Below are 23,573 nucleotides of genomic sequence, written 5' to 3'. Positions count from 1 at the left end.
AATATTTCCCCCTAGTTATTTTTCAATGCTACTTTCAATGATTTGATTTTGAACAAGCTTATGAATTTCTCCATCACCTTCAGCTGGTGCTGCACGTTGTATTCTACCATGATAACTTAAATTATATTGGTTACCTACAAGTGATTTTAAGTAAGGATAAACAAACAACCAAGCCCCTTGGTTTTTAGGTTCTTCTTGAACCCAAGATACAGTCTCAAGATTTGGTAATTCATTTAATACTTCTTTAATTTCCCCTTCAGGGAATGGATATAAACGTTCAACTGCAACTAGCAAAATTGAATCGTCAGGATTTTTAGCTAAATGTTCTTTTAAATCAATAAACATTTTACCTGAAGCTAGTACGAGTTTAGTCACTTTGTCTTTATTTCCATCTTCAACAATAATTGGTTTGAATCCACCTGTGGTGAATTGATCAATAGGCTTAGCTACTGTTTTATTTCTTAATAAACTTTTCGGAGACATTACAATTAGAGGTCTCATCGCTTCAGTGCCCAAACTTTTAGCTTGTGCTCTTAATAGATGGAAATAGTTGCTTGAACTTGATAAGTTAACGACCGTACTGTTATTCTCTGCAGCTAATTGTAAAAATCTTTCTAAACGTGCTGAAGAGTGTTCAGGGCCTTGACCTTCAAATGCGTGCGGTAAGAATAGTGTTAAGCCACTTCGTTCTCCCCACTTCGCACGAGCTGATGACATGAAATTATCAAACATCATTTGAGCCATATTTGAGAAGTCTCCATACTGCGCTTCCCAAATATTCATACTATTTTTATTCTCAACATTATAACCATACTCGAAACCAACCACGGCAGCTTCAGATAATGGACTGTTGTGCACTTCAAATGTCGCTTTTTGATTAGGTACATGATGCAACGGTGTATAGGTATCACCATTTTCTTCATCGTGTAACACAGCATGTCTATGACTGAATGTACCACGTTCACTATCTTGTCCTGTTAGGCGAACAGAAATGCCATCTTGAACGATGGTTGCAAAAGCAAGTTGCTCTGCTTGAGCCCAATCAACTAAACCATTTTCTTTTTCAAAAGGTTCTCGACGTTTTTCAAGTACTTTATTAAGTTTTTTAAGTATGTGGAAATCTTCAGGATATGAAAGCATAGCATCATTGATTTCTTTAAGATGATCTATTGAGAAATCTTTATCATCACTTTGCAATGGTTCTTGTAATGATTCAGGTTTCTCCATATCTGGATTATCCATTTTATCTGATTTATCAATCTTATCTTGGGCAGCACGCATTTCTTTTTGAACTTTATCCATAACGTCATCCATTTGTTCTTTAGAAATAACGCCATCCGCCACTAATTGATTACCATAGATGATTTCAACAGAATCATGTTTACGAATATTTTGATATGGAAGTGGATTTGTAATTGAAGGTTCATCCATTTCATTATGCCCGTATCGACGATAACCAACTAAATCAATTACAAAATCTTTATGAAATTCTTTGCGGAATTCCATTGCAATATCAATAGCTTCAATTGTTGCTTCTACATCGTCTGCGTTTACATGCAGAATCGGTACATCATATCCTTTTGCAATATCAGTAGAATACGTTGTTGAACGACCATCCACTGGTTCTGTTGTAAATCCAATTCTATTATTAGTGATGATATGTAATGCACCACCAGTTGAATAACCATCTAGGTTACTTAAATTCATTGTTTCAAAGTTAATACCTTGTCCTGGGTATGCTGCATCCCCATGTATAATAATAGGCATACCTTTATGGAAGTCTGTTGTTGGTTTACCAGCATGGTGTGTATCATCTTGTGATGCACGCGTCTTACCAATTACAACTGGCGCAACGATTTCCAAGTGACTTGGGTTATTAGCTAATGAAATACGTTGTTCAATACCGTATGATGAAGTTGTCTTCACACCACCTAAATGATACTTCACATCTCCTGTCCAACCAGCAGTTAATTCAAGGCTGCCGTCTTCAGGTAAGAATTTCATTGGGTCTGTGTGCATAAATTCAGAAATCATCATTTCGTATGGTTTTTCGAGTACGTGAGTTAAAACATTTAAACGACCTCTGTGTGCCATACCAATTTGAATATTATTAATGTCAACTTCAGCTGCACGCTTTAATGTATGTTGTAACATTGGTACTAATGTATCGACACCTTCAATTGAGAATCGTTTAGCACCAACAAAGTTTTTGTGCAGATACTTCTCAAAGCCTTCAACATGCGCTAAAGTATCGAATAATTGCTTTCTTTCGTCATTATTGATGTTTGCTCTATAAGGTGTTTCGATACGACGTTTTAACCACGTGCGTTCTTTATTGTTATTAATATGATTATATTCAAAAGCAATTGGCCCTTTATAACGTTTCTCCATTCGTTGAATTGCCTCGTATGCATTATCATAAATATCTTTGAAATGATCAGATACGATATCTGCTGAGACATTCTCCAATGTTTCTTTATCTAAGTTAAATTCTTCAATTTCTAACTTAGGAAGATTGGTTCTTTCTGGAGCGTTAACAGGGTAAATGTCAGCTTTAAGGTGACCGTATTGTCTAATATTATCAATTAAACGCATAATACGTTTAATTGTACCGTCGCCTGCTGATGAACCACTCCCTTCAGTGGTAGACTTAGCTTCAACGTGAGCTTCGCCGTTTTTAATTGTGCTGAAAAGCACTTGTAAATCATCTGGAACCGAACTTGGGTCTTGTAAGTAATCATCATATAAATCTAACATTAGACCTAGATTAGCGCCAAAGTTTACAGGAGCTTCTGTAACATCCTTGTTATCCTTTGCCATAATATTACCCTCCACAAAATAGTTAAACCGCTTACAGGTCAATAATAGCACTATTTCTAGCATTGATAAAGTCCATTAACAGAATATTATGGAAAAAACAAAATAACTAAAATAAGTGCACTAAATTTATCTAATTATGAGTGAAGATTAATGATAAAGTCATAAAAAGTAGAATTGAAATTGGAACATGAGGTTTGGTTAGTCTTAATTTAGATAGATGATCAAGTAGAAAAAGGGAGAGGACTTGAAATAAAGGTTTGAAAATTTATTTCTGTTCCTCTCCTAGCTTGCTTAGATTGTAGAATGTCTTGATGAATTCTCTTTGCTGGGGCCCTGCCGGCAAGGTAGACTAAAATTAAAAAATGGTTGTTGTAAGTGCATGTTTAATTCAGTCAACTATTGCCAATATTTATTTGTAGCCTGAGACATCGTACTTGTCCCAGGCTCTTGAATTAATGTCGTTATTTAAATATAATTTTGAACGTTGTGTATTCGTTTACTTCACTATCAACCGTAATGTAACCACCATACTGCTGAACAATCTTCTCAGCAATTGAAAGACCTAGTCCATTACCACCTTGGCTTCTCGCTCGTGATTTATCCACTCTATAAAAACGGTCAAAAATAAATTCTTGATCCTCTTTAGGAATGCCGAGGCCATGGTCTGTAATTTCAATACTGATTTGTTTATTTCTTAATTGGGTCGCTATTTCTATTTGCTTATTATCTTTATCATACTTCATCGCATTATCTATAAAAATCAGTAATAGTTGTTCGAATTGATGACGGTTGATTTGTAAGGTTAATGGCTTCTTGGACAAATGTGTTTCAAATTCATAATCTGGATGCAATTGTTTTAAAGATTTAATACGTGAACGTATTTCCTCATTGATGTTTACTTCTTCAAACTCTAAAGCTTGATTGTTCACTTTATCTTTAGTTAGTAGCAATAATTCTTCTACTAGTTTTGTTATTCGGTTCATTTCTTCAAGTGAGATATTCAAAGATTCTTCAAGGACGGCCGGATCTTTTTTGCCCCAACGTTGAATTAAATTTAAATGACCTTGAATGATTTGAAGCGGTGTACGTAATTCATGAGAAGCATCTTCAACAAATTGGCGTTGTTGATTAAAAGATTCTTCAATTTGATACATCATATCATTAAAGGTATCAATTAAATTATCTGTTTCCTCATAGTTTGTCTTAAGCTCAAGTTTATTTTGAAAGCCATCACGACGTATTTGAATCATCTTATTAGACATTGTTACTAAAGGCTTCGTTAATTGCGTTGAAAAGATATAACTAATACCTGCCATGATGATTGTTGCTAATAAGCCAAATGCGATTGCCACAAAATACAATGACCGAACAACATTGTTGTAGTCTTCAAGTGAATGTATTAAAACACTGTAACCTTCAAAACGGTCACTATGTATTGGCTCAGTTATGATTAAATATGGCACACCATGATGTTTTGTAATTTGAATTGTTTCAGGATTAACAAAGTCCACTTCAGGTTTGAAATTAATCATATTTTCATTCGAAGATTGCATCAATTGTTTACCATTACGGTCGTAAATAATCGCTTTTTCAAAGTTCTCTAAAGTAGCAGACAAATCTAACGTTGTGATATCATCCATTGACCGAGATTCAACTAAATTAACGATATCACTAGAACTGTGTTCAGCTTCATCTATTTCTCCATCTCTTAAAGTGTCTTTTAAAAAGAATATGATAACTAAACAAAAAAGAATAATGGTACTAAACATTATCAGTGTTGTAATTATCATCCATTTATATTTTAACGTACCTTTTTTAATCATCTAATCACATACCCGACACCGCGTACGGTTTCAATTGTTTTTTCTTTATCAAAAGGTTTAAGTTTGTTTCGTAAATATCGAATATAGACATCTACGACATTTGTTTCGACTTCACTATCATAGCCCCAAACATGGTCTAAAATTTGCTCTCTTTGTAACACACGATTTCGGTTAGTTGCTAACAAATAGAGTAAATCGTATTCAGTCTTAGTGAAATCTAACTGTTCACCATTGATTGTTACTTTGAACGCATCAACATCTATTTTAATACCATTAATATCAATAATATCTTTCTGAGGTTGACGGCGTAATACTGCTCGAATACGTGCAAAGAGTTCTTCAATTTCAAAGGGCTTTACAATATAATCATCAGCACCATAATCTAAGCCAGTCACTTTATCATATGTATCACTCTTCGCTGTAATAATAATGATTGGTGTTGATTGTTCTTGTCTCACACGACGACATATTTCTAAACCATTTATATTTGGTAACATTAAGTCTAATATGATTAAGTCATAATTGTTACTTAACGCTTTATCAAGTCCTGATTGCCCTTCATATTCTATATCTACACTATAATTATCGTGTGTTAATTCTAGTTCTAAGAAGCGAGCTAAGTTCTGTTCATCTTCAACAATAAGAATGTTGGTCATTTTTATTTCCACCTCTTTTTAGATGCATTAATCTTAGTTTTTAAAGTGAGCGTGACAGAATTCTAAATGCTAATGTCTTGATTTCCAGATTGCATTGCTCATCTGGAAATGCGCTTTGACGGGATGTCGTCACAAGAATGACTAGCATTTAGAAAAGTTTAATTAAAGTACTTTCTCATTTCAATCATCTATTGTAAATTTGCGAGATCATCATTAAAATTAATCATTTTGGCTCGAACTAAGTCAAATGCACTTTATCATAACATAACCTACATTTTATCACATCAGAGATTGGAATTAGATAAATGATTGAAATTGTAAATAGATAATCAAATTTAATTGAGAATTTTTCGCAATTATAATTGACAATGATTATCAATAATGTATAATAGTATTTGAAAATGATTATCAATACCGAATAAGACAATTCCCCCCACATATATTTCGTTCTTAAAGGATTGGTCATTTTCAAGTTATTCCCCTTTTATATGCCCGTAAAAGACTAACGTTAAAGTTTCAAACTTACTTTAAACGTTTTAATAAAAAGCAGTGAATCTAATGCCGAGGTTCACTGCTTTTTTTATATGTAGTGTTGAGAATGATATATTTAAATTTCAAAGGCGTGATTAATTCATGAATACTGTATTCATATGACTTTAAAATAGAAGGGAGTGGGACAGAATTCTTTTTATTCGTCGTAACCCCAACTTGCTTAGCTTGTAAAATCACTTTCGTGATTTTTTGTGTTGGGGCCCCGCCCGCAAGNNTTAAGCGCCTTCTCAGTTCAGTCAGCTACTGCGAATTTGCAAAATAGCTACATTATATTATTTTTTGTCCCAGTCTCTTGTTTAAATGGTTGGATATAAGTGGTTTTTAAGTATTAAAGTTGAAAGGACGATACAGAAAGCACCACCAATTATGCCAGCAATGACATCTGTAGGATAATGCACGCCTAGATATACTCTTGAAATAGAAATAAGAAGAATAAATAGTGCACATAATCCGATAATAATACCTTTATTATTGCCATTCGCTTGTCGATTTGCTATGAACATTGCACTACCAAAGAATGATGTTGAGCCCATAGCATGACCACTAGGAAAACTAAATCCTGATATATCTATTAGTCGCAATAACGTTGGACGCTCACGGTCGAAGATATTTTTTAATAATGGATTTAATATACTAGATAGCGACATGACAATCACGAAGAATAGTGCTTCGATTTTGAAACGTTTTAGCATTAAGTAAGCGACAAGCATCAATGAAAGGCATACCATGGCCCATACTTCTCCAATTTTCGTGGCCCCCAAAAGGATTGAGGTAGTGATAAAACTTTCTGATGAATAAATAAATTCATACACTTCTGTATCAATCCATTTACCCAATCTAGACTCATGGAAGGATGCAATGATACCAAATATTAATGTAAAAACGATTAATAAGGTAATACGTTTCGCACGATTCATTGTCTACACCTCCTGAGTTTATAAAGCGTCTTGTAGAATTTTATTAAATAAATCCTCTTTGGTATAACTTTCGTTGTATGTCTCCATTTGTTTCACAATCGATTCTCGATTATGCTCAATATCTTTAAGTTGTTCCAATAATTTAACTTGTGTAAGCTGGTCTTCAGGAATCATTCTACCATAGCCTTTAGATTCGAAATTCTTTGCATTATCGATTTGATCCCCACGAGATTGATCAAGTCCTAACGGTATCAATAACATAGGAATACGCAATGTTAAGAACTCATAGATTGCGTTAGATCCTGCACGACTCACGACAGTGTCTGTAATAGCTAGTAAATCCGTTAATGTTTCTTTTACGAATTCATATTGAACATAGCCTTTTGCATCGATATGATCATCTACTAATCCATGTCCAGTTAAATGAATGATTTGATAATCTTGAAGCAAGGCTTCTAAATTTTCACGGATAGCTTGATTTAGTTTTTTACTACCTAAACTACCGCCCATAACAAGTAATACTTTTTTAGAATCATCGAAACCGGTTAATTGATAGCCTCGTGCTTGATTACCCTCTTTTAAGTCTTGGCGAATCGTAGCGCCTACGAAGTCTGCTTTTTCTTTAGGCAAGTACTTCAAAGTATCTTCAAACGTAGTATAGATTTTTTTAGCAAATTTTAATGAAATTTTATTAGCTAAACCAGGTGTTAAATCTGATTCATGGATAATCGTTGGTATATTCAATGAGCGTGCTGCTATGACTACAGGAACTGATACAAATCCCCCTTTAGAAAATAGCAAGTCTGGCTTTTCTTTTTTTAATACTTTACGTGCATCAATTATCCCTTTTAAAACTTTGAATACGTCTTTCGCGTTATCGACTGATAAATATCGACGTAATTTACCGCTAGATATTGGATAATATTTAATATTAGGTAACTGTGATTCAATCATTTCACGTTCAATACCTGTTTTAGAACCAATATAAAATGAGTCGTGTCCTTTATCAGTAGCTGTTGGAATTAAACTTAGATTGACCGAAACATGTCCAACAGTACCGCCACCGGTAAATGCTATTTTAGACATAGTAATTAACCTCTATTCTTAAATATTTTTATAATATGCATAGAATGGTGCGCCTCTATCAAATGGATGATAGTCAATTTCTGCTTCACCGACTTTTATGAAACCAAATTTTTCAAATAATCCTTGTGCTGGCTTATTTAAAGCAAACGTGTCTGTTAATATAACATGGATATTATGATCTTCAGCTAACTTTACAGCAAAATCAAATAATGCTGTAGCTGCACCTTTGTATTGTTGTGAGCCAGCAAGTCTATGAATGACATAGGCGCCTTGACGTTCGATTGGCCATTCTAAATCATCATACCATTCTGATTGTTGTTGGTCGACCACGATAAAGCCATAAATTGTGTCATTTTCTTCTAAAACATATAGTGTTTCAGCTTTGATATCCTCTTCAAAATGTTCTGACACTGGGTATTTATCATCCCATTGATTATTATTAAATTCTTTCATTAATGCTTTAGCTTCCTCAACTAATGCCTCTATTTGTGAAATATCTTGTAATTTACCTAACCTAATCATTGTTTTAAAAACACCTCTTTATTTTAATTTGTTTATTAAATCATCTAATACTTTATCTTCTTTATTAGCTTTTTCAACTAATAATTGTGTAAATTTCTCGTTGGTTTCCTTATCAAATTTACCATTCACTTGTAATTGGTGGTCTGATTGGAATGATTTTATAGCTGTTTCTAATTGTGTATCAAATTGATTTGATTCATCGTCAACGTCATAGCCTAACGCATCTAAGCCAATTTTAATTGATTTTACATATTTGGTGTTATCACCTACAGTATATGTTTTATCAGTAGGAATGACACTGATAGATTGATATTTAGGTGATGCAATTTTAGTATCAGGTTGGATACCTTTACCGTGAATATAATGACCATCAGGTGTTAACCATTTCATTTGAGTATATTTCAATAATGAACCATCTTTGAATTCACGAGTTGTTTGTACTATTCCCTTACCAAATGTTTTTGAACCGTAAACTTTTGCTTTATTGTGGTCTCTCATAGCACCTGTAAAGACTTCAGAAGCACTTGCAGAGCCCTCATTTACTAAAATACTGACTTTCATGTCTTTAGCTTCTTTTGTAGCATCATTCGACGTTTTAATGGATTCAGTATCGTCACCTTTTTCTAGTTTGACAACCGTTTGATTTTTATCAATAAAGATATTCGCCATTTTAACTGCTTCATCAAGTAAACCACCAGGATTATTTCTTAAATCTAATACAATATTGCGCACACCGTCTTTATGCGCTTTTATGATTGCTGACTTGAGTTCTCCAGCAGTATTATCTTGGAATTTATTAATTGTGAAGACACCGATATGGCCTTTTTTCTTATACTCCACGCTTTTTACATGAATTTTTCCACGCTTAATATTAATATCTTTTTCTTGTGAAGCACGTTTGATCGTTAATTTGACGGTTGTTCCTTCTTTACCTCGAACTAATTTAACTACTTGGTCTAATGGCTTACCTACAACCGATTTTCCATTCACTTTAGTTACAACATCTTTAGGTTGTATACCGGCTTTTTCGGCAGGTGAATCTTTCATTGGGCTAGTAATCATGATTTGTTTATCTTTTTTCTGCATTTCAGCGCCAATTCCTACAAAGTCACCTGAAACATCCTCATTGAAACTTTTCGTCTCATCTTTAGTCATGTACTCAGAGTATGGATCTTTGAGTTCTTTTACCATGCCATCTATAGCGGCTTCAGATAAATCGCTAGCACTTTGTTTCTTATAATAATCATTATTAAGTGTCTTGTAGGCATACTCGATTTTCTTCATTTCTTGGCGTTCATCTTTATTTAATCCACTTATTTTGTGACTAATACCTATTGTAGCGGCAACTGTTATTCCAGCCGTTAATATTATAATTCCTAATATAAGTAATATGAATTGCCAAGTTTTAAATCGAATTTTCTTATTTGAAGATTTGCCATTATCTTGTTTGGCGTCAACATGATTGTGTCTCTCCTCAGAATGATGACTCATAAAACCACTTCCTCGTATAACATCGTATGTATTTATATTAATTTCATCTAAAAAGATAATATAAGTATGTCGTTATTTAAACATAAACGCAACTTATTAGAAAACAGATAGCTATTTACACATAAAAATGATAAAGGAGTGGAACAGAATTCGTTGTGAATTCAGAGTTCCACCCCGGCAAGGTTAACTGGAATTAATACCTTGTTTCAAACACATGTTTCATTCAGTCAACTAATGCGAATGTACAATGCAAAATATAAAATTATATATACTTGAATTGACTATTTAAAATTTAGAATTTCAGCCATTCTGTATATTCTTCATATAAATCATCAAATACTGACATCGGTAATGTTATATCACTTTGCATTTCGATATAATCAGATAATTGATTGAAATCTTTTTCATGTTTAGGAAAAGATAAATCATTAAATATTTCTTCAGCTAAATCTCCTTTGCTATCTTTACGGCCTCTAGCTGTTAGCGCAAATTGATAAAAAGAATGTTCTTTCATTAGCTCATTGTCACATCTACGACTTTAGTTTCACCTTTAATCACTGCTTTAACATCATTAACATGAATTGATTCAGTTTGATCTGAATTTGTAATAATAATTGGTGAAATGACATCTTTCGCATTATTTTTAATATATTCTAAATCAAATTTAAGTAAAGGGTCACCAACTTGTACAGTATCACCGCTACTTACTAAGATTTCGAAACCTTGACCATCCAATTGAACTGTATCTAATCCAATATGAACTAAAATTTCTAAACCGTTATCTGCTTTAAGACCAATTGCATGTCTTGTAGGGAATACATTATCAACTTTACCTTCGATTGGTGAAACTACTTCTCCTTCAGTTGGGTTAATACCAAATCCTTCACCCATCATTTTTTGTGCGAAAACTGGATCTGGGATATCTTCAATATTGATATATTCACCAGTTAGTGGTGCATAAATTTCAATTTCTTTATTAACTTCTTTACCTTTACCGAATAATTTTTTAAACATTATTAGTCACTCCTATTTTTCAAAATGTGGAATTAAATCACCGTAGCCTAGCGCTTCTAATTTATCATATGGGATAAATTGAATTGCTGCTGAATTAATACAATAGCGTAATCCACCACTTTCTTTAGGACCGTCATTAAATACATGTCCTAAGTGGCTATTAGCTTCTTCTGACCTAACTTCAGTTCTAACCATGCCGAATGTTTTATCAACCAGTTCAATGATTTCATCATCATCAAGCGCTTTCGAAAAACTTGGCCAACCACAGTTAGATTCAAACTTTTCTTCAGAAGTAAATAATGGTTTACCTGAAATTTTATCTACATAAATCCCCTTTTCAAAATGATTCCAATATTCATTTTGAAATGGAGGTTCAGTACCATTTTCTTGTGTGACAAGATATTCCATGTCATTGAGTTCATGCTTATCTTTTTTAATCATTTTGAGACCCCCAATGTGTTTCGATGAATGATTTTCTTCCTGATCCACGTTGGTATTGCTCATAGTGTGCAGGATTCTTCTTATAATAATCTTGATGATATGCTTCTGCAGGATAAAAATTCTTATAAGGAAGAATTGGTGTTATAACCGGTTTGTTAAAAATGCCTTCCTCGTTCAGTTGTTGAATTTTAAGTTCTGCTGCTTTCTTTTGTTCATCATCGTGATAAAAGATAGCTGGTTCATAACTTTCGCCTCTATCGAAAAATTGACCACCACCATCTGTTGGGTCAAATGTTTTAAAATACACATCTAAGATATTTTCAAAGGACGTAATGTCAGAATTAAATTGAATTTGCACGGCTTCTCTATGACCAGTTTGATTAGTGCAAACTTGTTCGTACGTAGGATTTTCAACATGTCCTCCACTATATCCAGATACGACATCTTCAATTCCTGGATATGATGTAAAGGGTTTAACCATACACCAGAAACATCCTCCAGCTAATGTTGCATATGCCATATTATTACCTCCTCTGTCATTAATTAAATTTACGATATAACTTTGTTAATTTAAAGTAATCTACTCACAACGATACTTTTATTTATTTAATATAAATAGGAAGCAAGTAATAAAATGCGTGTTTAGTTTGGTTCACGAACAACAACCAAACCAATTGCACCTTGACCAGTGTGCGTTGATATAACTGGCGTAGTTACATTTACATCATATATTTGCTGCCCAAATGCTTCATCAAACTGTGATTTAAGTTTGTCAACAAAATCAAGTACGTTAGCGTGAGCAACACCAATAGATTTAATTTTATGTTTATCAATAAATTCTGAAATTTCTTTTTTTAAATATTGTATGCTTGAATTTTGTGTTCGTGCATTATGCACAATTTCCAAATACCCATCTTCTAATGTACCGATAGGTTTGATTTTCATAATATTACCAATCAACCCTTTAGTCTTACTTATGCGTCCACCTTTGATTAATTGATTTAACTGTCCAATAACAACAAAAAGCTTGATGTTTTTTTGTAGTTCTTTAAGTTTATCAACAATTTCATTTGATGAAAGATTAGTATTTATGAGTTCAACAAGACGTTGAATTTGGTATCCGAGTCCATATGAAATGGATTTAGAATCAATCACGGTTACTTTAGTGTCGACCATATCACTGGCTTGAAGAGCAGTTTGATAAGTTCCACTTAGACCTGATGACATATGAATACTAAAAATTTCAACATCTTCTTTACCAAGTTCTTCATATAATTCAATGAATTTACCGATTGGTGGTTGACTTGTTTTAACATCTGCATTTTCTTCAATGCGTTGAATATATGCCTCAGATGAAATGTCAATTTGATCGACGAATGATTTACCATCAATCGTTAAGCTTAAAGGTACAACGTGGATATTATATTGATTTAAATAGTCATGTGATAAATCTGATGTAGAATCAGTCACGATAATTTGTTTAGTCATAAGTGCCTCCGGTTAATCAATTTAATTTAATGTTTACGTACTAAGTGTAGAAATGTATGTGGAATTCTGTTTTTATCATCTAGTTCTCCTTCTACTGATGATTCTACTTCCCATTCTTCAAATGTATAAGGTGGGAAGAATGTGTCACCTTGGTGTTTACCATCGACTACCGTAATGTACATATCATCTACTTTATCAATCATTTCTTCAAATAATGATTGGCCGCCAAAGATAAAAATATGACCTTCTAAGTTGTAAATATCGTCAATAGAATGAATCACATCTACACCTTCGACGTTGAAAGAAGTATCACTTGTTAAAACGACATTTCTTCTGTTAGGAAGCGGTTTACCAATTGACTCAAAGGTTCTTCTTCCCATTACCAATGTATTTCCAGTTGATAGTTTTTTAACGTGTTTGAGGTCATTAGGCAAATGCCATGGTAAATCATTCTTATAGCCTATGACGCGTTGTTGATCGTGTGCAACTAAAATGGATAAAGTCATAATTCCCCTCCGTATCTATAATTTATTTAGATTAAATTAGTACTTTTGTTTTTTACACTGCTATAGGTGCTTTAATAGCAGGATGCGCGTTATATCCAACTAACTCCAAATCTTCATAATTGATTTCAAAAATTGAAGCATCAGAATTGATTTTTAGGGTTGGTGGCTCAAAACTATCTCTAGATAATTGTGTTTGAATTGCTTCAATATGATTAGAATAAATATGAGCATCACCAAATGTATGAACAAATTCTCCTACACCTAGATTACATTCTTTTGCTATTAAATGTGTCAATAATGCATAGCTCGCAATATTAAATGGTACACCTAAGAAGATATCTGCACTACGTTGATACAATTGACAACTTAACTTACCATCTTGAACATAGAATTGGAACATCGTATGACATGGTGGCAAGGCCATGCTATCAATTTCTGTAGGATTCCATGCTGAAACAATATGGCGTCGAGAATTTGGATTATGCTTTATTTGATCAATTACTGTTTTAAGTTGATCGAAATGATTGCCTTCTTTATCTACCCAATCTCGCCATTGTTTACCATAAACGTTACCTAAATCTCCGTACTTTTTAGCGAATGCATCGTCATTTAATATATGTTGTTTGAATTTAGACATTTCTTCTTTGTATTGTTGATTAAAATCCTCGTCTTGGAGCGCCCTATGTCCAAAATTAGTCATATCAGATCCGTGGTAATCATTTGATTGTACGTATTTCTCAAATGCCCACTCATTCCAAATATTATTATTATATTTTAATAAATATTGTATATTTGTATCGCCTTTAATAAACCATAGTAATTCAGTAGCTATAAGTTTAAACGATACTTTCTTCGTTGTAAGTAATGGAAAACCTTTTGTCAAATCAAAACGTAATTGATGACCAAACTTAGATATAGTACCTGTATGCGTACGATCATCACGTTGATTGCCAATTTCCAATATTTCTTCACATAGAGCATGGTAGGCTGAATCAAATGAATTTAACATCTTGTTCATCTCCTAGAATTGTTTATATTACTGTTTATTATACTAGATAATACGTACTTATAAAATTAAAATAAAAAAATCCCAAATATAAAATTAACTATTAATTTTATATTTGGGATTGGTAAGTCAAATAGGTTTCTTAACAATTTTCATCAAATGCATCTTTAATATCCATACAGATATCTTGAATGTCACGGCCTTCAATATGCTCTCTAGGAATAAAATGCTTTAATTCTGTCCCTTTGAATAATGCATATGATGGACTAGAAGGCACTTGTTGGATGTAGTCACGCATTGTTTGAGTTGCTTCTTTGTCTTGACCAGCAAATACTGTGATTTTGTTTGTCGGTTTTTTATCATTTTGTTCAGCTACTGCAACAGCTGCAGGTCTAGCTAAACCAGCAGCACAGCCACATGTAGAGTTAATTACTACAAATGTTGTATCTTCTTCATTAACACTATTCATATAATTTGATACATCTTCACTTGTTTCTAAACTTTTAAAACCATTTTCAGTAAGTTCAGCTCGCATTTGTTGAGCTAATTCTTTCATGTATTGTTCATAAGGATTCATTATTTCCACTCCTATTTTAGTTTTTCTTGAAATTTATGACTTATTGCGATTTGCAATTTGTTTCCATACAGAGCCTAACGCTTCTTCGCCTTTTTCAATTCTAGAAATTGCCATTTCTATTTGAAGTTTAACTTCATAGGCAGGATCATCAGCGTGTGATTTTAAACTTGGTAACTGTTCTGGCCCACCTTCATCAAATAAAAACATTGCCGCTCTCCAACGGACTATTTTTTGTGGGTCATTTAAAGCTTGTTCCATTTCTGGTAATGCCTCTTTAAACCCTAAATCACTTAAACAATCTCCAGCGGTGCGTCTAACTGCTGGGCTTTTATCATGTAAGCCTTTATATAAATATGGAAGAATTTCCTTATCTTCAATCATGCCGATTAATACAATGGCTTGTCGTCTTAATGGTGCCTTTTCTTCTTGTAAGGCTAAGTCTAATAAATCTATATCTTCGACTGTTGGTGATGGAAATGCTTTAAGCATTCTTAATTTATCTTTCCAATCAGACGCTGCTTTAAATTCGTTAACAGTAACATGATGATACTGTTGTTGTGGTACTACAACATCTGTCTCTAATGCAGTTTGAACGAGTGCGTCTAACCTTTCAGTTGGGTATAGTGCAATCATTTCTTCATATACTTCATTCATAACGTCATCTAATTCACCATATCTAATGCCAAGATCTTCCCACTTACGTAAGAATACAACGTTGTCACCGTCTTTTTGTGTCTTTAACATTCTATCAACGAAATGGTTTGGCAATTGTTCGCGACGTTCTTCTGAAGCGGTAGTCAGTTTAATTTGATAAGGGATGCCTTTAAACATAAGTGCCTCAGCTTTAATTTCACCATAATGTTCATCAGGCTGTTGAGCACTATCAATTGATGATTCGTTATTTAATGTTGAAGTGATTTGAGGTAAGACCACTTCCCAATCAGATTTCAGTTGCTTATCGATAGCTAAGAAGTCCATTACGTAGAAAATAGATTTGACATCATCGATTGCTAATAAATCATTAATAAATTGAGGTTGATGCTCATCTATTTGTGTAAATGTATTAGATTTATTGTCTTCCCTCTTTTCAGACAAGACGATTTTCATTGTATTAGGACTTGGTGTTGGCTCTACTCGTACAATTTCCATAACTACATGTCCCCTTATAATGCTTTATTCAAAAGTAGATTGAATTTGTGGTAGTACATTATTCCAATCTGCATTGGCTTCTTTATCTACAGAAATAAAATCCATAACATAAAATATTGATTTTACCCCGTCAATTTCGAATAAGTTATTTATAAAATCTGGTTGTCCTTCTTGTGCAGAAGTAAATGTATTAGATTTATTATCTTCTCTTTTTTCACTTAAATTAATCTTCATAGTGTTATGATTTGGTGTTTCTTCGATTGAAACGATATGCATAGTCCTTACCTCCTATTGAAGTTCATTTCCTAATTGTTTGATTTGTTTACCAATTGAACACTCGGAAATACAAAAATGATGTGCCTGTGTTTTACCTTCTGTTTTTCTTATATGTGTTTTTAGTAAGCATTTATCACAATAAGTGTTCATTAATTCATCAATTTTATCAATTGCATTTTTTTCGGAATGTGTAAGTATAACCGTCACTCCTTAAGCACAGTATTACTTTATTATAAGCATGGAACAAGTATAACTTAATTTGGAGTTATTTTGAAATAATCGATTTAATAATTGATAAATGATTGTATATGTGATTATGGTTATTGCAATTGCCAATAAATTGCTATAAAATAAATAAGTTGTTTTTGCGGTTTCTAAACACCCGCATCATCAAAATTTAGGAGGATTTTTATGTATAATGAGATTTTTGGTGTAGCATCGTTTCTTGTTACATTTATTTTAATGGTGGTAATGTTCCGATGTTTTGGTAAACAAGGTTTAATTGCCTGGGTTGCAATTGGAACTATTATTGCTAATATTCAAGTAATAAAAACAGTTCATATTTTTGGCATATCTGCTACTTTAGGTAATGTGATGTTTGCGTCAATTTATTTAGCAACAGATATTTTAAATGATATATATGGGCGCAAAGTTGCTAAAAGAGCTGTGTGGTTAGGCTTTTCATCCACGTTGGTCATGATCATTGTGATGCAAATGTCTCTTCATTTTATACCAGCACCTGAAGATATGGCTCAAAAATCACTCTCAACGATTTTTGATTTGGTGCCTAGAATTGCATTAGGTTCAATTATTGCGTATATAATTGGACAACATGTTGATGTATTCATCTTTTCAGCTATTAAGAAAATATTTAGTTCAGATAAGACGTTTATCATTCGTGCATACGGAAGCACAATGTTAAGTTCAATTATTGATACAGCACTGTTCGTAACAATTGCTTTTGCAGGTACTTTACCAAATATGGTTGTATTTGAAATATTTATAACAACGTATTTATTAAAACTAATTTCGACAATTTTCAACGTACCATTCGGTTATGTAGCTAAATCTATGTATCGTAAAGGTCGAATTCATAAATTAGATGAAGGATATTAAAATTTTTTAAGGGAGTGGAATAGCGTTCTTAGTGAATTCTTGCCATTCCCTATTTTCATATTTCATACTTTGATAAAATTAAAGTAATTAATAAATTTAAAAAGGTGTAAAATTTATATGGCAAAAATTTACTTTGATGCAGCGACTAAAGGTAATCCTGGGAGAAGTGCATGTGGCATAGTTATTAAGGAAGAAGATAAAAGATATGTATATTCACATGACTTAGGTGAATTAGATAATCATAGTGCAGAATGGGCAACTCTGATATATGCACTTGAACATGCTCGTGAGCTAAATGTTGTTAATGCGCTATTGTATACTGATTCAAAGTTGATAGAAGATAGTGTCAATCAAGGATTCGTAAAGAATGCTAGATTTAAGCCCTATTTTGAAAATTTAGAAATACTTGAACAAAGTTTTGACTTGTTATTTGTTAAATGGATCCCTAGAGAGCAAAATAAAGAAGCTAATCAAATAGCTCAACAAACCCTATTTAAACTAACTAAAAAGAAAAAATAGAATTATTTAATTATAAAACGAGTCTGGGACATAATTCCTAGAGAAACAGCCAGTAAATGAGTTTTAAGAAATTCATTTACTGGCTTCTTTATTTACAATACTCCGTATTGTTGGCTCGCTAGCCCAACGCTCTTTGCTTGTAGAAACTGATTAACTCAGTTTCTCTGTGTTGGGGCCCTTCTTAGGGGACAGCTTCAGCCTGTAGTCCTCTAAAGAAATTCTTAGATGCATATTCACTCATTATAGTTGCGACGCTTTCCTGTGGGAAAGGCTCGTGCCTGTAGTCACTCGACACTTTCTTTTCCACTAGGAGTCGCGCAACAACATTCGTCATTCATCTCTAGAATTTCTTACATAAGTGCGCTAGCACTTATGTTCATTAATAATCAACGTAAGAGTCTCGCCAAAATACTTTGTATTTATATGTAATTTTACATTGTATTACTTAAAAAATACTTAATGATAGCATCCGAATGATGTGGCTATCACAAAATCAAAAACCTTCTTATAAAACAATTAGTCGATTTAGAGTAAATCCAAAAGTAGATGCTTTATTAGAATCACTATTTATTCAATTTCATAGTCAATGTTTGAAACAAAATCTTATAGATGAACAGGCTATTTTTATTGATGGTACGAAAGTTGAGGCGAATGCCAATCGCCATGATAAATATGGTTTTAAATGAGACTTTAAATTATATGAATGTGATGATTGTTCAGAATGTTCTCTGAAACACCAATGTATGAACTTCAATTCAAAAACAAATAAAAGAATAATGAAGAATTATAATTGGGAATATTTTAAAGCTCAAATTAATAAAACGCTTTCAGAACCAGAAACAAAAAATATCTACAGTCAAAGAAAAATTGATGTGGAACCTGTTTTTGGATTTATGAAAGCTATTTTGGGTTTCACTCGGATGTCTGTCCGAGGACTCAATAAAGTCAAAAGAGAACTTGGTTTTGTATTAATAGCACTGAATATAAGAAAAGTAACAGCTCAACGAGTTGAAAATAATCAAAAAATTTATAAAAAAGACAATTTCTATATTATTTCAATAGAAATTGTCTTTTATTCACTTATCCAAGAACTTTATGTCCCGGACTCGTTATTTTAGTTATTTAGCAAAATACTATTTTTCTTCTTTTTTATGTCTTCTTGTTAATAATGCAATTCCACCTAATAATGAAGTAAATAATAATGCAGATGATGATGCATTGTCTTTGTTAAGACCTGTGTCAGGTAATGAATTAACTTTATTTCGATTGTGATCATTAGAGTTAGTATCCTTTACATTATAGTCGCTTAAATAATCATTTTGACCACTTGATTTTTCATTATGTTTTAAATCTTTTGGAATTTCATTTCCAGTATGACCGTTATTTTTACCTGATTTATCATTATCAGACAATGTGGCTTTGACAGGTTTTGATAATGAACTATTGGGATGTTCTGCATTATCCGTAGCTCTCACAGTCACGTCACCTTCAGGTATTGGTGTTGTTGGTTTTATCGTTGCATTACCATTGCCATCCGTTGTAGCTTTACCAATGACATGTCCATATTTGTCTAGTAATTCGACAAGTGTGTAAGGATCAGTTGTAACTTTAACAGGTGTTTTTGTATTAGCTTTATGAATTAATGTTGTATGAATTACTGGTTCTTTAGGTGCTGTAGTATCCGTTACTTTAATTGGATCTGAGAATGAACTATTCGGCGGTTGAGCATTATCAGTTGCTTTAATAATTATAGTGCCCTCTGGATAAGGTTTGGTTGGTGTGATGACCACATGTCCATTTTTATCCGTTTTACCAGAGCCAATCACGCGCCCATCTTTATCAATGATCTCTACATAAGTGTATGGTTCAGTGATAATTTCAATAGGATCTTTAGTACCCGCTTTACCATTCATACTACCTTTAACTACTGGTTTAGGTGGTGGTGTTGTATCAGTTACTTTGACAGGTTTTGATATTGAACTGTTAGGTTTTGTAGCATTGTCAGTTGCTTTTGCATAAACATTACCTTCAGGAATTGGCTTTGTTGGTGTAATTATCGCATTACCTTTTTCATCAGTAACGCCAGAGCCAATAACATGTAAATCTTTGTCTAATAATTCTACTTTAGTGTTAGGGTCAGTTGTTACTGAAATTGGTGTCAATGTTCCCCCTTTTTCAGAGATATCAGTATCAAAAGTTGGTGCATTTGGTGGCGTCGTATCAGTTGCTTTAACTGGATCAGATGTTGAACTATTTGGAACTTCAGCATTATCAGTTGCTCTAACTGTCACATTGCCTTCGGGAATAGGTTTAATCGGTGTAATAAAGGCATGACCAGTACCATCAGTCACTCCTGAACCAATCACATTACCATCTTTATCTAAAAGTTCAACTTTTGTATTAGGATCTGTAGTTACTTCCACAGGATCAGTAGTGCCAGCTTTACCATCTAAGCTACCTACAACAGATGGTTTTGTAGGTGGCGTTGTATCAGTTGCCTTTACTGGCTCAGAAGTAGAAGTATTAGGATGTTCTGCATGGTCAGTCGCCTTAGCAATTATATTACCTTCAGGTATCGCTTTATTAGGTATGATTGTCACCTGACCAGAACCATCTGTTTCTCCAGAACCGAGACTATTACCATCTTTATCAAACAGTTCTACAGTAGTGTTCGGATCAGTCGTAACAGTGATTGGTGTTTGGGTACCCGCTTTACCTGCTATATCTGTATTAATTGTTGGAACGATAGGCGGTGTTGTGTCAGTTGCTTTTTTAGGTTGAGAAGTAGAACTGTTCGGGTGTTCTGCGTTGTCAGTCGCTTTCGCAGTAACTTCGCCTTCAGGAATCGGTCGATTAGGTATAATAGTTACGTGTCCAGTAGAATCAGTTGTCCCTCTTCCTAAACTATTACCATCTTTATCAAACAATTCTACAGTAGTGTTCGGATCAGTTGTAACAGTGATTGGCGTTTGGGTACCCGCTTTACCAACTAAGTCAGTTTCTAAATTAGGCGAAGTTGGTGGTGTTAAATCCGTTACATTTGCAGGATCTGAATAACTACTATTTGGCGTTTCAGCATCATCAGTTGCTTTAGCGGTAATCGGTCCTTCAACTAATGGTTTGCTAGGAGTGATTGTAATGTGTCCAGTATGATCTGTCATTCCACTACCTATTAAGTGATTATCTTTATCAAATAATTCCACTTTAGTATCAGGGTCAGTTGTGATTTCTATAGGAGTTAATGTACCAACCTTATCAACTAAATTTGTATGAATAATTGGTTTGTCAGGTGGTGTTGTGTCAGTTGCTTTTTTAGGATCTGAAGTAGATGAGTTACCACTATCATCTGTTGCCACAGCCGTCACATTACCTTCTGGGATTGGTCTTGTTGGCACGATATACGCATGACCTTTATCATTTGTTCTAGAAGCTCCAAGTGGTTTATTATATTTGTCTCTTAATTCTATTCTTGTAAAAGGATCCGTTGTGACTTCAATTACAAATGGTCTATGTTGAGGATCAGTATTTAATGCTTCAACAGGGTCTGACGTAACACTTTCTGAACCACGTGTTGCTTTAGCTGAAACATTTCCTTTAGGAATCCATTGTTGCGGTACAATAGTGACATGACCAGTTTCATTTGTTCTACCAGTACCCATTGTCGCACCATCTTTATCTAATAAAGCTACATCAGTATTTGGTGAAGTCAAAATCTCAATTGGTCTTTTCGTATTAGCTGCATCTCCTACACTTGTAATGAAAGTTGGTTTAATAAGCGGTGCTTGCTGATCATTAGGCGTTGATGATGAAGTATTTGGTGCAGCAACAGATGAATTATCAACTGATCCTGTTACTACTCGATTAAAATCAATTTCATCTGAATTAGTAGCTCTCTTTTTTCTAACATGTGTGTTTGATGGCTGATTTGAAACATTCAAATCGTTATTAGCTTGTTGTTTATTGTTAGTTTGTGTATTTAATTTAGTTTCTTTAATATTGTCTTTGATTTGTTTTGATTGAACTTGACCTGTGGTAATTTTATTATCTAAAGGTTTAATTGGCGTATTTGCGCTTTCGTTAATTGAATTTTCTTGATTGCTATTCGAATGTTGATGAGTGGTATTTAATTGCTCGCTAGCTTGTGCGTCATGGTTTACTCCTAAAAATACGAATGTCGCTACTAAGGTTGAAAAAGTACCGATTGCATATTTACGAATGCTAAATTTTTGTAATTGATTATGTTGATTCATAGGTGCGATATTCTCCTTTACTTTTTTAAATGAAAATTAATTAAATTAATAACAGTAATATTAAGGAAATATATTGAATTAAGTTCATAATTACGACATTTCAATTTTACTCAATATATATAACTGTTAGTTTAATTTCATACTAAAGATAGAAATCAAACTTAATTTATATAATTTTATTATATCATTCATTTAATAATAAGTGTTGTGATATTTAAAAAATAGTAGTCTCTTTTTAATGCGTTTATAAATGAGTTGAAGTTATGACTTAATCAATATTTCATAAAAATGTTTCTTCATAACTATGTGTAGATGTCAATGTATATTTTTAGAAATTACAGAAATTTTTACGAGTAAAATTGATATGAATTTTTGTATGAATTTTATTTCAAATATAAATATAGTTAAAATCAAAAATCCACCGAAATCATTTAAGATTTCAGTGGATTTTTTCTAATTAGTATATATATTAGAATTACTTATTTCTGTTGTTATCTTTTCTTTCCTTTTTTCTACTAATTAGTAATGCAAAGCTACCTAGTAGTGTAACTAAATAAGGTAAAGAATTATTAGCTGATTCTTTTTCACCAGTATTTGGTAAATCTTTTCCTTTATTTTTAGTAATAGTATTAGTTATATTTCCTTTTTCAACAGGTATTGTATGTTTATTATTTGTTGAATTATGGCTTCCATCCTCTTTTGAATGGTCATTTATAAATGCTTTTTTATCAGATTTTACAATCAATTTAGTAGCTTTTACTGGCTTAGATACAGAGCTATTTGGATGTTCAGCATTATCTATTGCTTTAGCGTAAATATCACCTTCCGGAATAGGTTTCGTCGGTGTAATCGTGACATGTCCCGTATCATCCGTTGTACCCGAACCAATGATATTACCATCTTTATCAAGTAAATCAACATGCGTATTTGGATCTGTAGTCACCGTAATAGGTGTTTGAGTACCAGCTTTGCCACCTAAATCCGTATCAAGTGTTGGAGTAGTTGGTGGCGTTGTATCAGTTGCTTTAACAGGATCAGATGTAGAACTATTCGGATGTTCTGCATTGTCATAAGCTTTCGCAGTAACATTACCCTCTGGAATAGGTTTAGTCGGTGTAATTGTGACATGACCTGTATTATCTGTCGTACCTGAACCGATAACATTACCGTCTTTATCTAATAATTCCACTTTCGTATTCGGATCTGTAGTAACTTCAACAGGATCAGTAGTTGTCGCTTTACCAGTTAAATCACTAGTAACCACAGGCGCCGTTGGCGGAGTTGTGTCAGTCGCTTTTTTCGGTTGAGACATAGAACTATTCGGATGTTCTGCATTATCCGTTGCCTTGGCAGTGACGTTACCT

General features: G+C 33.2%; 21 protein-coding genes and 4 pseudogenes. 4 read left to right on the top strand and 21 right to left on the bottom strand.

Going from position 1 to position 23,573, the window contains the following annotated elements; translation table 11 throughout:
* Positions 1-11 precede the first annotated feature (11 nt).
* The 19 genes and pseudogenes from JVV30_RS12490 to JVV30_RS12405 all read right to left on the bottom strand — a co-directional run bounded on the left by JVV30_RS12490 (position 12) and on the right by JVV30_RS12405 (position 16,531).
* Positions 12-2,820, bottom strand: a pseudogene (locus JVV30_RS12490) (2-oxoglutarate dehydrogenase E1 component).
* A gap of 461 nt (positions 2,821-3,281) precedes the next feature.
* A complete protein-coding gene (locus JVV30_RS12485; RefSeq protein ID WP_070855616.1) occupies positions 3,282-4,643 on the bottom strand; it encodes a HAMP domain-containing sensor histidine kinase in 1,362 nt (453 codons plus the stop codon).
* Positions 4,640-5,299: a response regulator transcription factor gene (locus JVV30_RS12480; RefSeq protein WP_053030862.1), complete on the bottom strand. Its 660-nt coding sequence runs from the start codon at positions 5,297-5,299 to the stop codon at positions 4,640-4,642. The genes JVV30_RS12485 and JVV30_RS12480 overlap by 4 nt, the downstream gene beginning before the upstream one ends.
* A 359-nt stretch (positions 5,300-5,658) precedes the next feature.
* Positions 5,659-5,765: pseudogene (locus JVV30_RS13350) on the bottom strand (hypothetical protein); the annotation flags it as partial.
* Between the two features lie 382 nt (positions 5,766-6,147).
* Positions 6,148-6,768: a phosphatase PAP2 family protein gene (locus JVV30_RS12475; RefSeq protein WP_053030859.1), complete on the bottom strand. Its 621-nt coding sequence runs from the start codon at positions 6,766-6,768 to the stop codon at positions 6,148-6,150.
* An 18-nt stretch (positions 6,769-6,786) separates the two neighbouring features.
* Positions 6,787-7,854: an undecaprenyldiphospho-muramoylpentapeptide beta-N-acetylglucosaminyltransferase gene (locus JVV30_RS12470; protein ID WP_070855617.1), complete on the bottom strand. Its 1,068-nt coding sequence runs from the start codon at positions 7,852-7,854 to the stop codon at positions 6,787-6,789.
* 18 nt (positions 7,855-7,872) lie between these two features.
* Positions 7,873-8,376: a GNAT family N-acetyltransferase gene (locus JVV30_RS12465; protein WP_053030854.1), complete on the bottom strand. Its 504-nt coding sequence runs from the start codon at positions 8,374-8,376 to the stop codon at positions 7,873-7,875.
* Positions 8,377-8,394: 18 nt separating this feature from the next.
* Positions 8,395-9,867 carry a S41 family peptidase gene (locus JVV30_RS12460; protein ID WP_070855618.1) on the bottom strand — a complete coding sequence of 491 codons (1,473 nt, stop codon included), beginning with the start codon at positions 9,865-9,867 and terminating at the stop codon, positions 8,395-8,397.
* A gap of 292 nt (positions 9,868-10,159) precedes the next feature.
* A complete protein-coding gene (locus tag JVV30_RS12455; protein WP_053030848.1) occupies positions 10,160-10,381 on the bottom strand; it encodes a YozE family protein in 222 nt (73 codons plus the stop codon).
* Positions 10,381-10,881 (bottom strand): PTS sugar transporter subunit IIA, encoded by a 501-nt coding sequence (locus JVV30_RS12450; protein ID WP_070855619.1) that lies wholly within the window; start codon positions 10,879-10,881, stop codon positions 10,381-10,383. Before JVV30_RS12450 ends, JVV30_RS12455 begins: the two co-directional genes overlap by 1 nt.
* A 12-nt stretch (positions 10,882-10,893) precedes the next feature.
* Positions 10,894-11,322, bottom strand: coding sequence for a peptide-methionine (R)-S-oxide reductase MsrB (msrB, locus tag JVV30_RS12445; RefSeq protein WP_053030843.1), 429 nt, complete (start codon positions 11,320-11,322; stop codon positions 10,894-10,896).
* Complete coding sequence (gene msrA / locus JVV30_RS12440; protein ID WP_053030840.1) at positions 11,315-11,842, bottom strand: peptide-methionine (S)-S-oxide reductase MsrA; 528 nt, start codon at positions 11,840-11,842, stop codon at positions 11,315-11,317. The genes msrB and msrA overlap by 8 nt, the downstream gene beginning before the upstream one ends.
* A 122-nt stretch (positions 11,843-11,964) precedes the next feature.
* On the bottom strand, positions 11,965-12,810 hold the full coding sequence (gene fakB2, locus JVV30_RS12435) for a fatty acid kinase binding subunit FakB2 (RefSeq protein ID WP_070855621.1): 846 nt from the start codon (positions 12,808-12,810) through the stop codon (positions 11,965-11,967).
* A gap of 26 nt (positions 12,811-12,836) precedes the next feature.
* On the bottom strand, positions 12,837-13,316 hold the full coding sequence (locus tag JVV30_RS12430) for a dihydrofolate reductase (RefSeq protein WP_053030831.1): 480 nt from the start codon (positions 13,314-13,316) through the stop codon (positions 12,837-12,839).
* A gap of 52 nt (positions 13,317-13,368) precedes the next feature.
* Positions 13,369-14,325 (bottom strand): thymidylate synthase, encoded by a 957-nt coding sequence (locus JVV30_RS12425; protein WP_070855622.1) that lies wholly within the window; start codon positions 14,323-14,325, stop codon positions 13,369-13,371.
* 139 nt (positions 14,326-14,464) lie between these two features.
* Positions 14,465-14,899: a bacilliredoxin BrxA gene (gene brxA / locus JVV30_RS12420; RefSeq protein ID WP_070855623.1), complete on the bottom strand. Its 435-nt coding sequence runs from the start codon at positions 14,897-14,899 to the stop codon at positions 14,465-14,467.
* Between the two features lie 33 nt (positions 14,900-14,932).
* The gene (locus JVV30_RS12415; protein WP_204194324.1) at positions 14,933-16,048 is read right to left on the bottom strand and encodes a conserved virulence factor C family protein; all 1,116 of its coding nucleotides are present in this window, start codon (positions 16,046-16,048) and stop codon (positions 14,933-14,935) included.
* 24 nt (positions 16,049-16,072) lie between these two features.
* A complete protein-coding gene (locus JVV30_RS12410; protein ID WP_053030822.1) occupies positions 16,073-16,324 on the bottom strand; it encodes a NifU N-terminal domain-containing protein in 252 nt (83 codons plus the stop codon).
* A gap of 12 nt (positions 16,325-16,336) precedes the next feature.
* Complete coding sequence (locus JVV30_RS12405) at positions 16,337-16,531, bottom strand: zinc-finger domain-containing protein (protein ID WP_075108495.1); 195 nt, start codon at positions 16,529-16,531, stop codon at positions 16,337-16,339.
* 204 nt (positions 16,532-16,735) lie between these two features.
* Between JVV30_RS12405 and JVV30_RS12400 the strand changes: the two genes are divergently transcribed.
* From JVV30_RS12400 to JVV30_RS12390, 4 genes and pseudogenes are all read left to right on the top strand, one after another.
* The gene (locus JVV30_RS12400; RefSeq protein WP_070855625.1) at positions 16,736-17,440 is read left to right on the top strand and encodes a queuosine precursor transporter; all 705 of its coding nucleotides are present in this window, start codon (positions 16,736-16,738) and stop codon (positions 17,438-17,440) included.
* Positions 17,441-17,557: 117 nt separating this feature from the next.
* Positions 17,558-17,959 carry a ribonuclease HI family protein gene (locus JVV30_RS12395; RefSeq protein WP_070855626.1) on the top strand — a complete coding sequence of 134 codons (402 nt, stop codon included), beginning with the start codon at positions 17,558-17,560 and terminating at the stop codon, positions 17,957-17,959.
* Positions 17,960-18,411: 452 nt separating this feature from the next.
* Positions 18,412-18,621: pseudogene (locus JVV30_RS13570) on the top strand (IS5/IS1182 family transposase); the annotation flags it as partial.
* A pseudogene (locus JVV30_RS12390) lies at positions 18,613-19,066 on the top strand (transposase); the annotation flags it as partial. The pseudogenes JVV30_RS13570 and JVV30_RS12390, both read left to right, overlap by 9 nt.
* 26 nt (positions 19,067-19,092) lie before the next feature.
* Here the strand turns inward: JVV30_RS12390 and JVV30_RS12385 are convergent.
* Positions 19,093-22,209: a YSIRK-type signal peptide-containing protein gene (locus JVV30_RS12385; RefSeq protein WP_204194323.1), complete on the bottom strand. Its 3,117-nt coding sequence runs from the start codon at positions 22,207-22,209 to the stop codon at positions 19,093-19,095.
* A 475-nt stretch (positions 22,210-22,684) separates the two neighbouring features.
* Positions 22,685-23,573 (bottom strand): LPXTG cell wall anchor domain-containing protein (locus tag JVV30_RS12380; RefSeq protein WP_481906325.1); only part of this gene is annotated, 889 nt, incomplete at its 5' end.

The organism is Staphylococcus sp. GDY8P47P (assembly GCF_016892225.1).
Lineage (GTDB): Bacteria > Bacillota > Bacilli > Staphylococcales > Staphylococcaceae > Staphylococcus > Staphylococcus borealis.
This window is presented reverse-complemented; position numbering and strand designations above follow the sequence as displayed.

Coding starts and splice junctions, on each gene's coding strand:
- JVV30_RS12450 (WP_070855619.1), bottom strand. CDS start 10,881: ATGTTTAAAAAATTATTCGGTAAAGGTAAAGAAGTTAATAAAGAAATT.
- msrB (WP_053030843.1), bottom strand. CDS start 11,322: ATGATTAAAAAAGATAAGCATGAACTCAATGACATGGAATATCTTGTC.
- JVV30_RS12455 (WP_053030848.1), bottom strand. CDS start 10,381: ATGAAAGAACATTCTTTTTATCAATTTGCGCTAACAGCTAGAGGCCGT.
- JVV30_RS12465 (WP_053030854.1), bottom strand. CDS start 8,376: ATGATTAGGTTAGGTAAATTACAAGATATTTCACAAATAGAGGCATTA.
- JVV30_RS12480 (WP_053030862.1), bottom strand. CDS start 5,299: ATGACCAACATTCTTATTGTTGAAGATGAACAGAACTTAGCTCGCTTC.
- JVV30_RS12410 (WP_053030822.1), bottom strand. CDS start 16,324: ATGCATATCGTTTCAATCGAAGAAACACCAAATCATAACACTATGAAG.
- JVV30_RS12395 (WP_070855626.1), top strand. CDS start 17,558: ATGGCAAAAATTTACTTTGATGCAGCGACTAAAGGTAATCCTGGGAGA.
- JVV30_RS12460 (WP_070855618.1), bottom strand. CDS start 9,867: ATGAGTCATCATTCTGAGGAGAGACACAATCATGTTGACGCCAAACAA.
- JVV30_RS12485 (WP_070855616.1), bottom strand. CDS start 4,643: ATGATTAAAAAAGGTACGTTAAAATATAAATGGATGATAATTACAACA.
- JVV30_RS12415 (WP_204194324.1), bottom strand. CDS start 16,048: ATGGAAATTGTACGAGTAGAGCCAACACCAAGTCCTAATACAATGAAA.
- JVV30_RS12400 (WP_070855625.1), top strand. CDS start 16,736: ATGTATAATGAGATTTTTGGTGTAGCATCGTTTCTTGTTACATTTATT.
- msrA (WP_053030840.1), bottom strand. CDS start 11,842: ATGGCATATGCAACATTAGCTGGAGGATGTTTCTGGTGTATGGTTAAA.
- brxA (WP_070855623.1), bottom strand. CDS start 14,899: ATGAATCCTTATGAACAATACATGAAAGAATTAGCTCAACAAATGCGA.
- JVV30_RS12475 (WP_053030859.1), bottom strand. CDS start 6,768: ATGAATCGTGCGAAACGTATTACCTTATTAATCGTTTTTACATTAATA.
- JVV30_RS12470 (WP_070855617.1), bottom strand. CDS start 7,854: ATGTCTAAAATAGCATTTACCGGTGGCGGTACTGTTGGACATGTTTCG.
- JVV30_RS12425 (WP_070855622.1), bottom strand. CDS start 14,325: ATGTTAAATTCATTTGATTCAGCCTACCATGCTCTATGTGAAGAAATA.
- JVV30_RS12430 (WP_053030831.1), bottom strand. CDS start 13,316: ATGACTTTATCCATTTTAGTTGCACACGATCAACAACGCGTCATAGGC.
- JVV30_RS12385 (WP_204194323.1), bottom strand. CDS start 22,209: ATGAATCAACATAATCAATTACAAAAATTTAGCATTCGTAAATATGCA.
- fakB2 (WP_070855621.1), bottom strand. CDS start 12,810: ATGACTAAACAAATTATCGTGACTGATTCTACATCAGATTTATCACAT.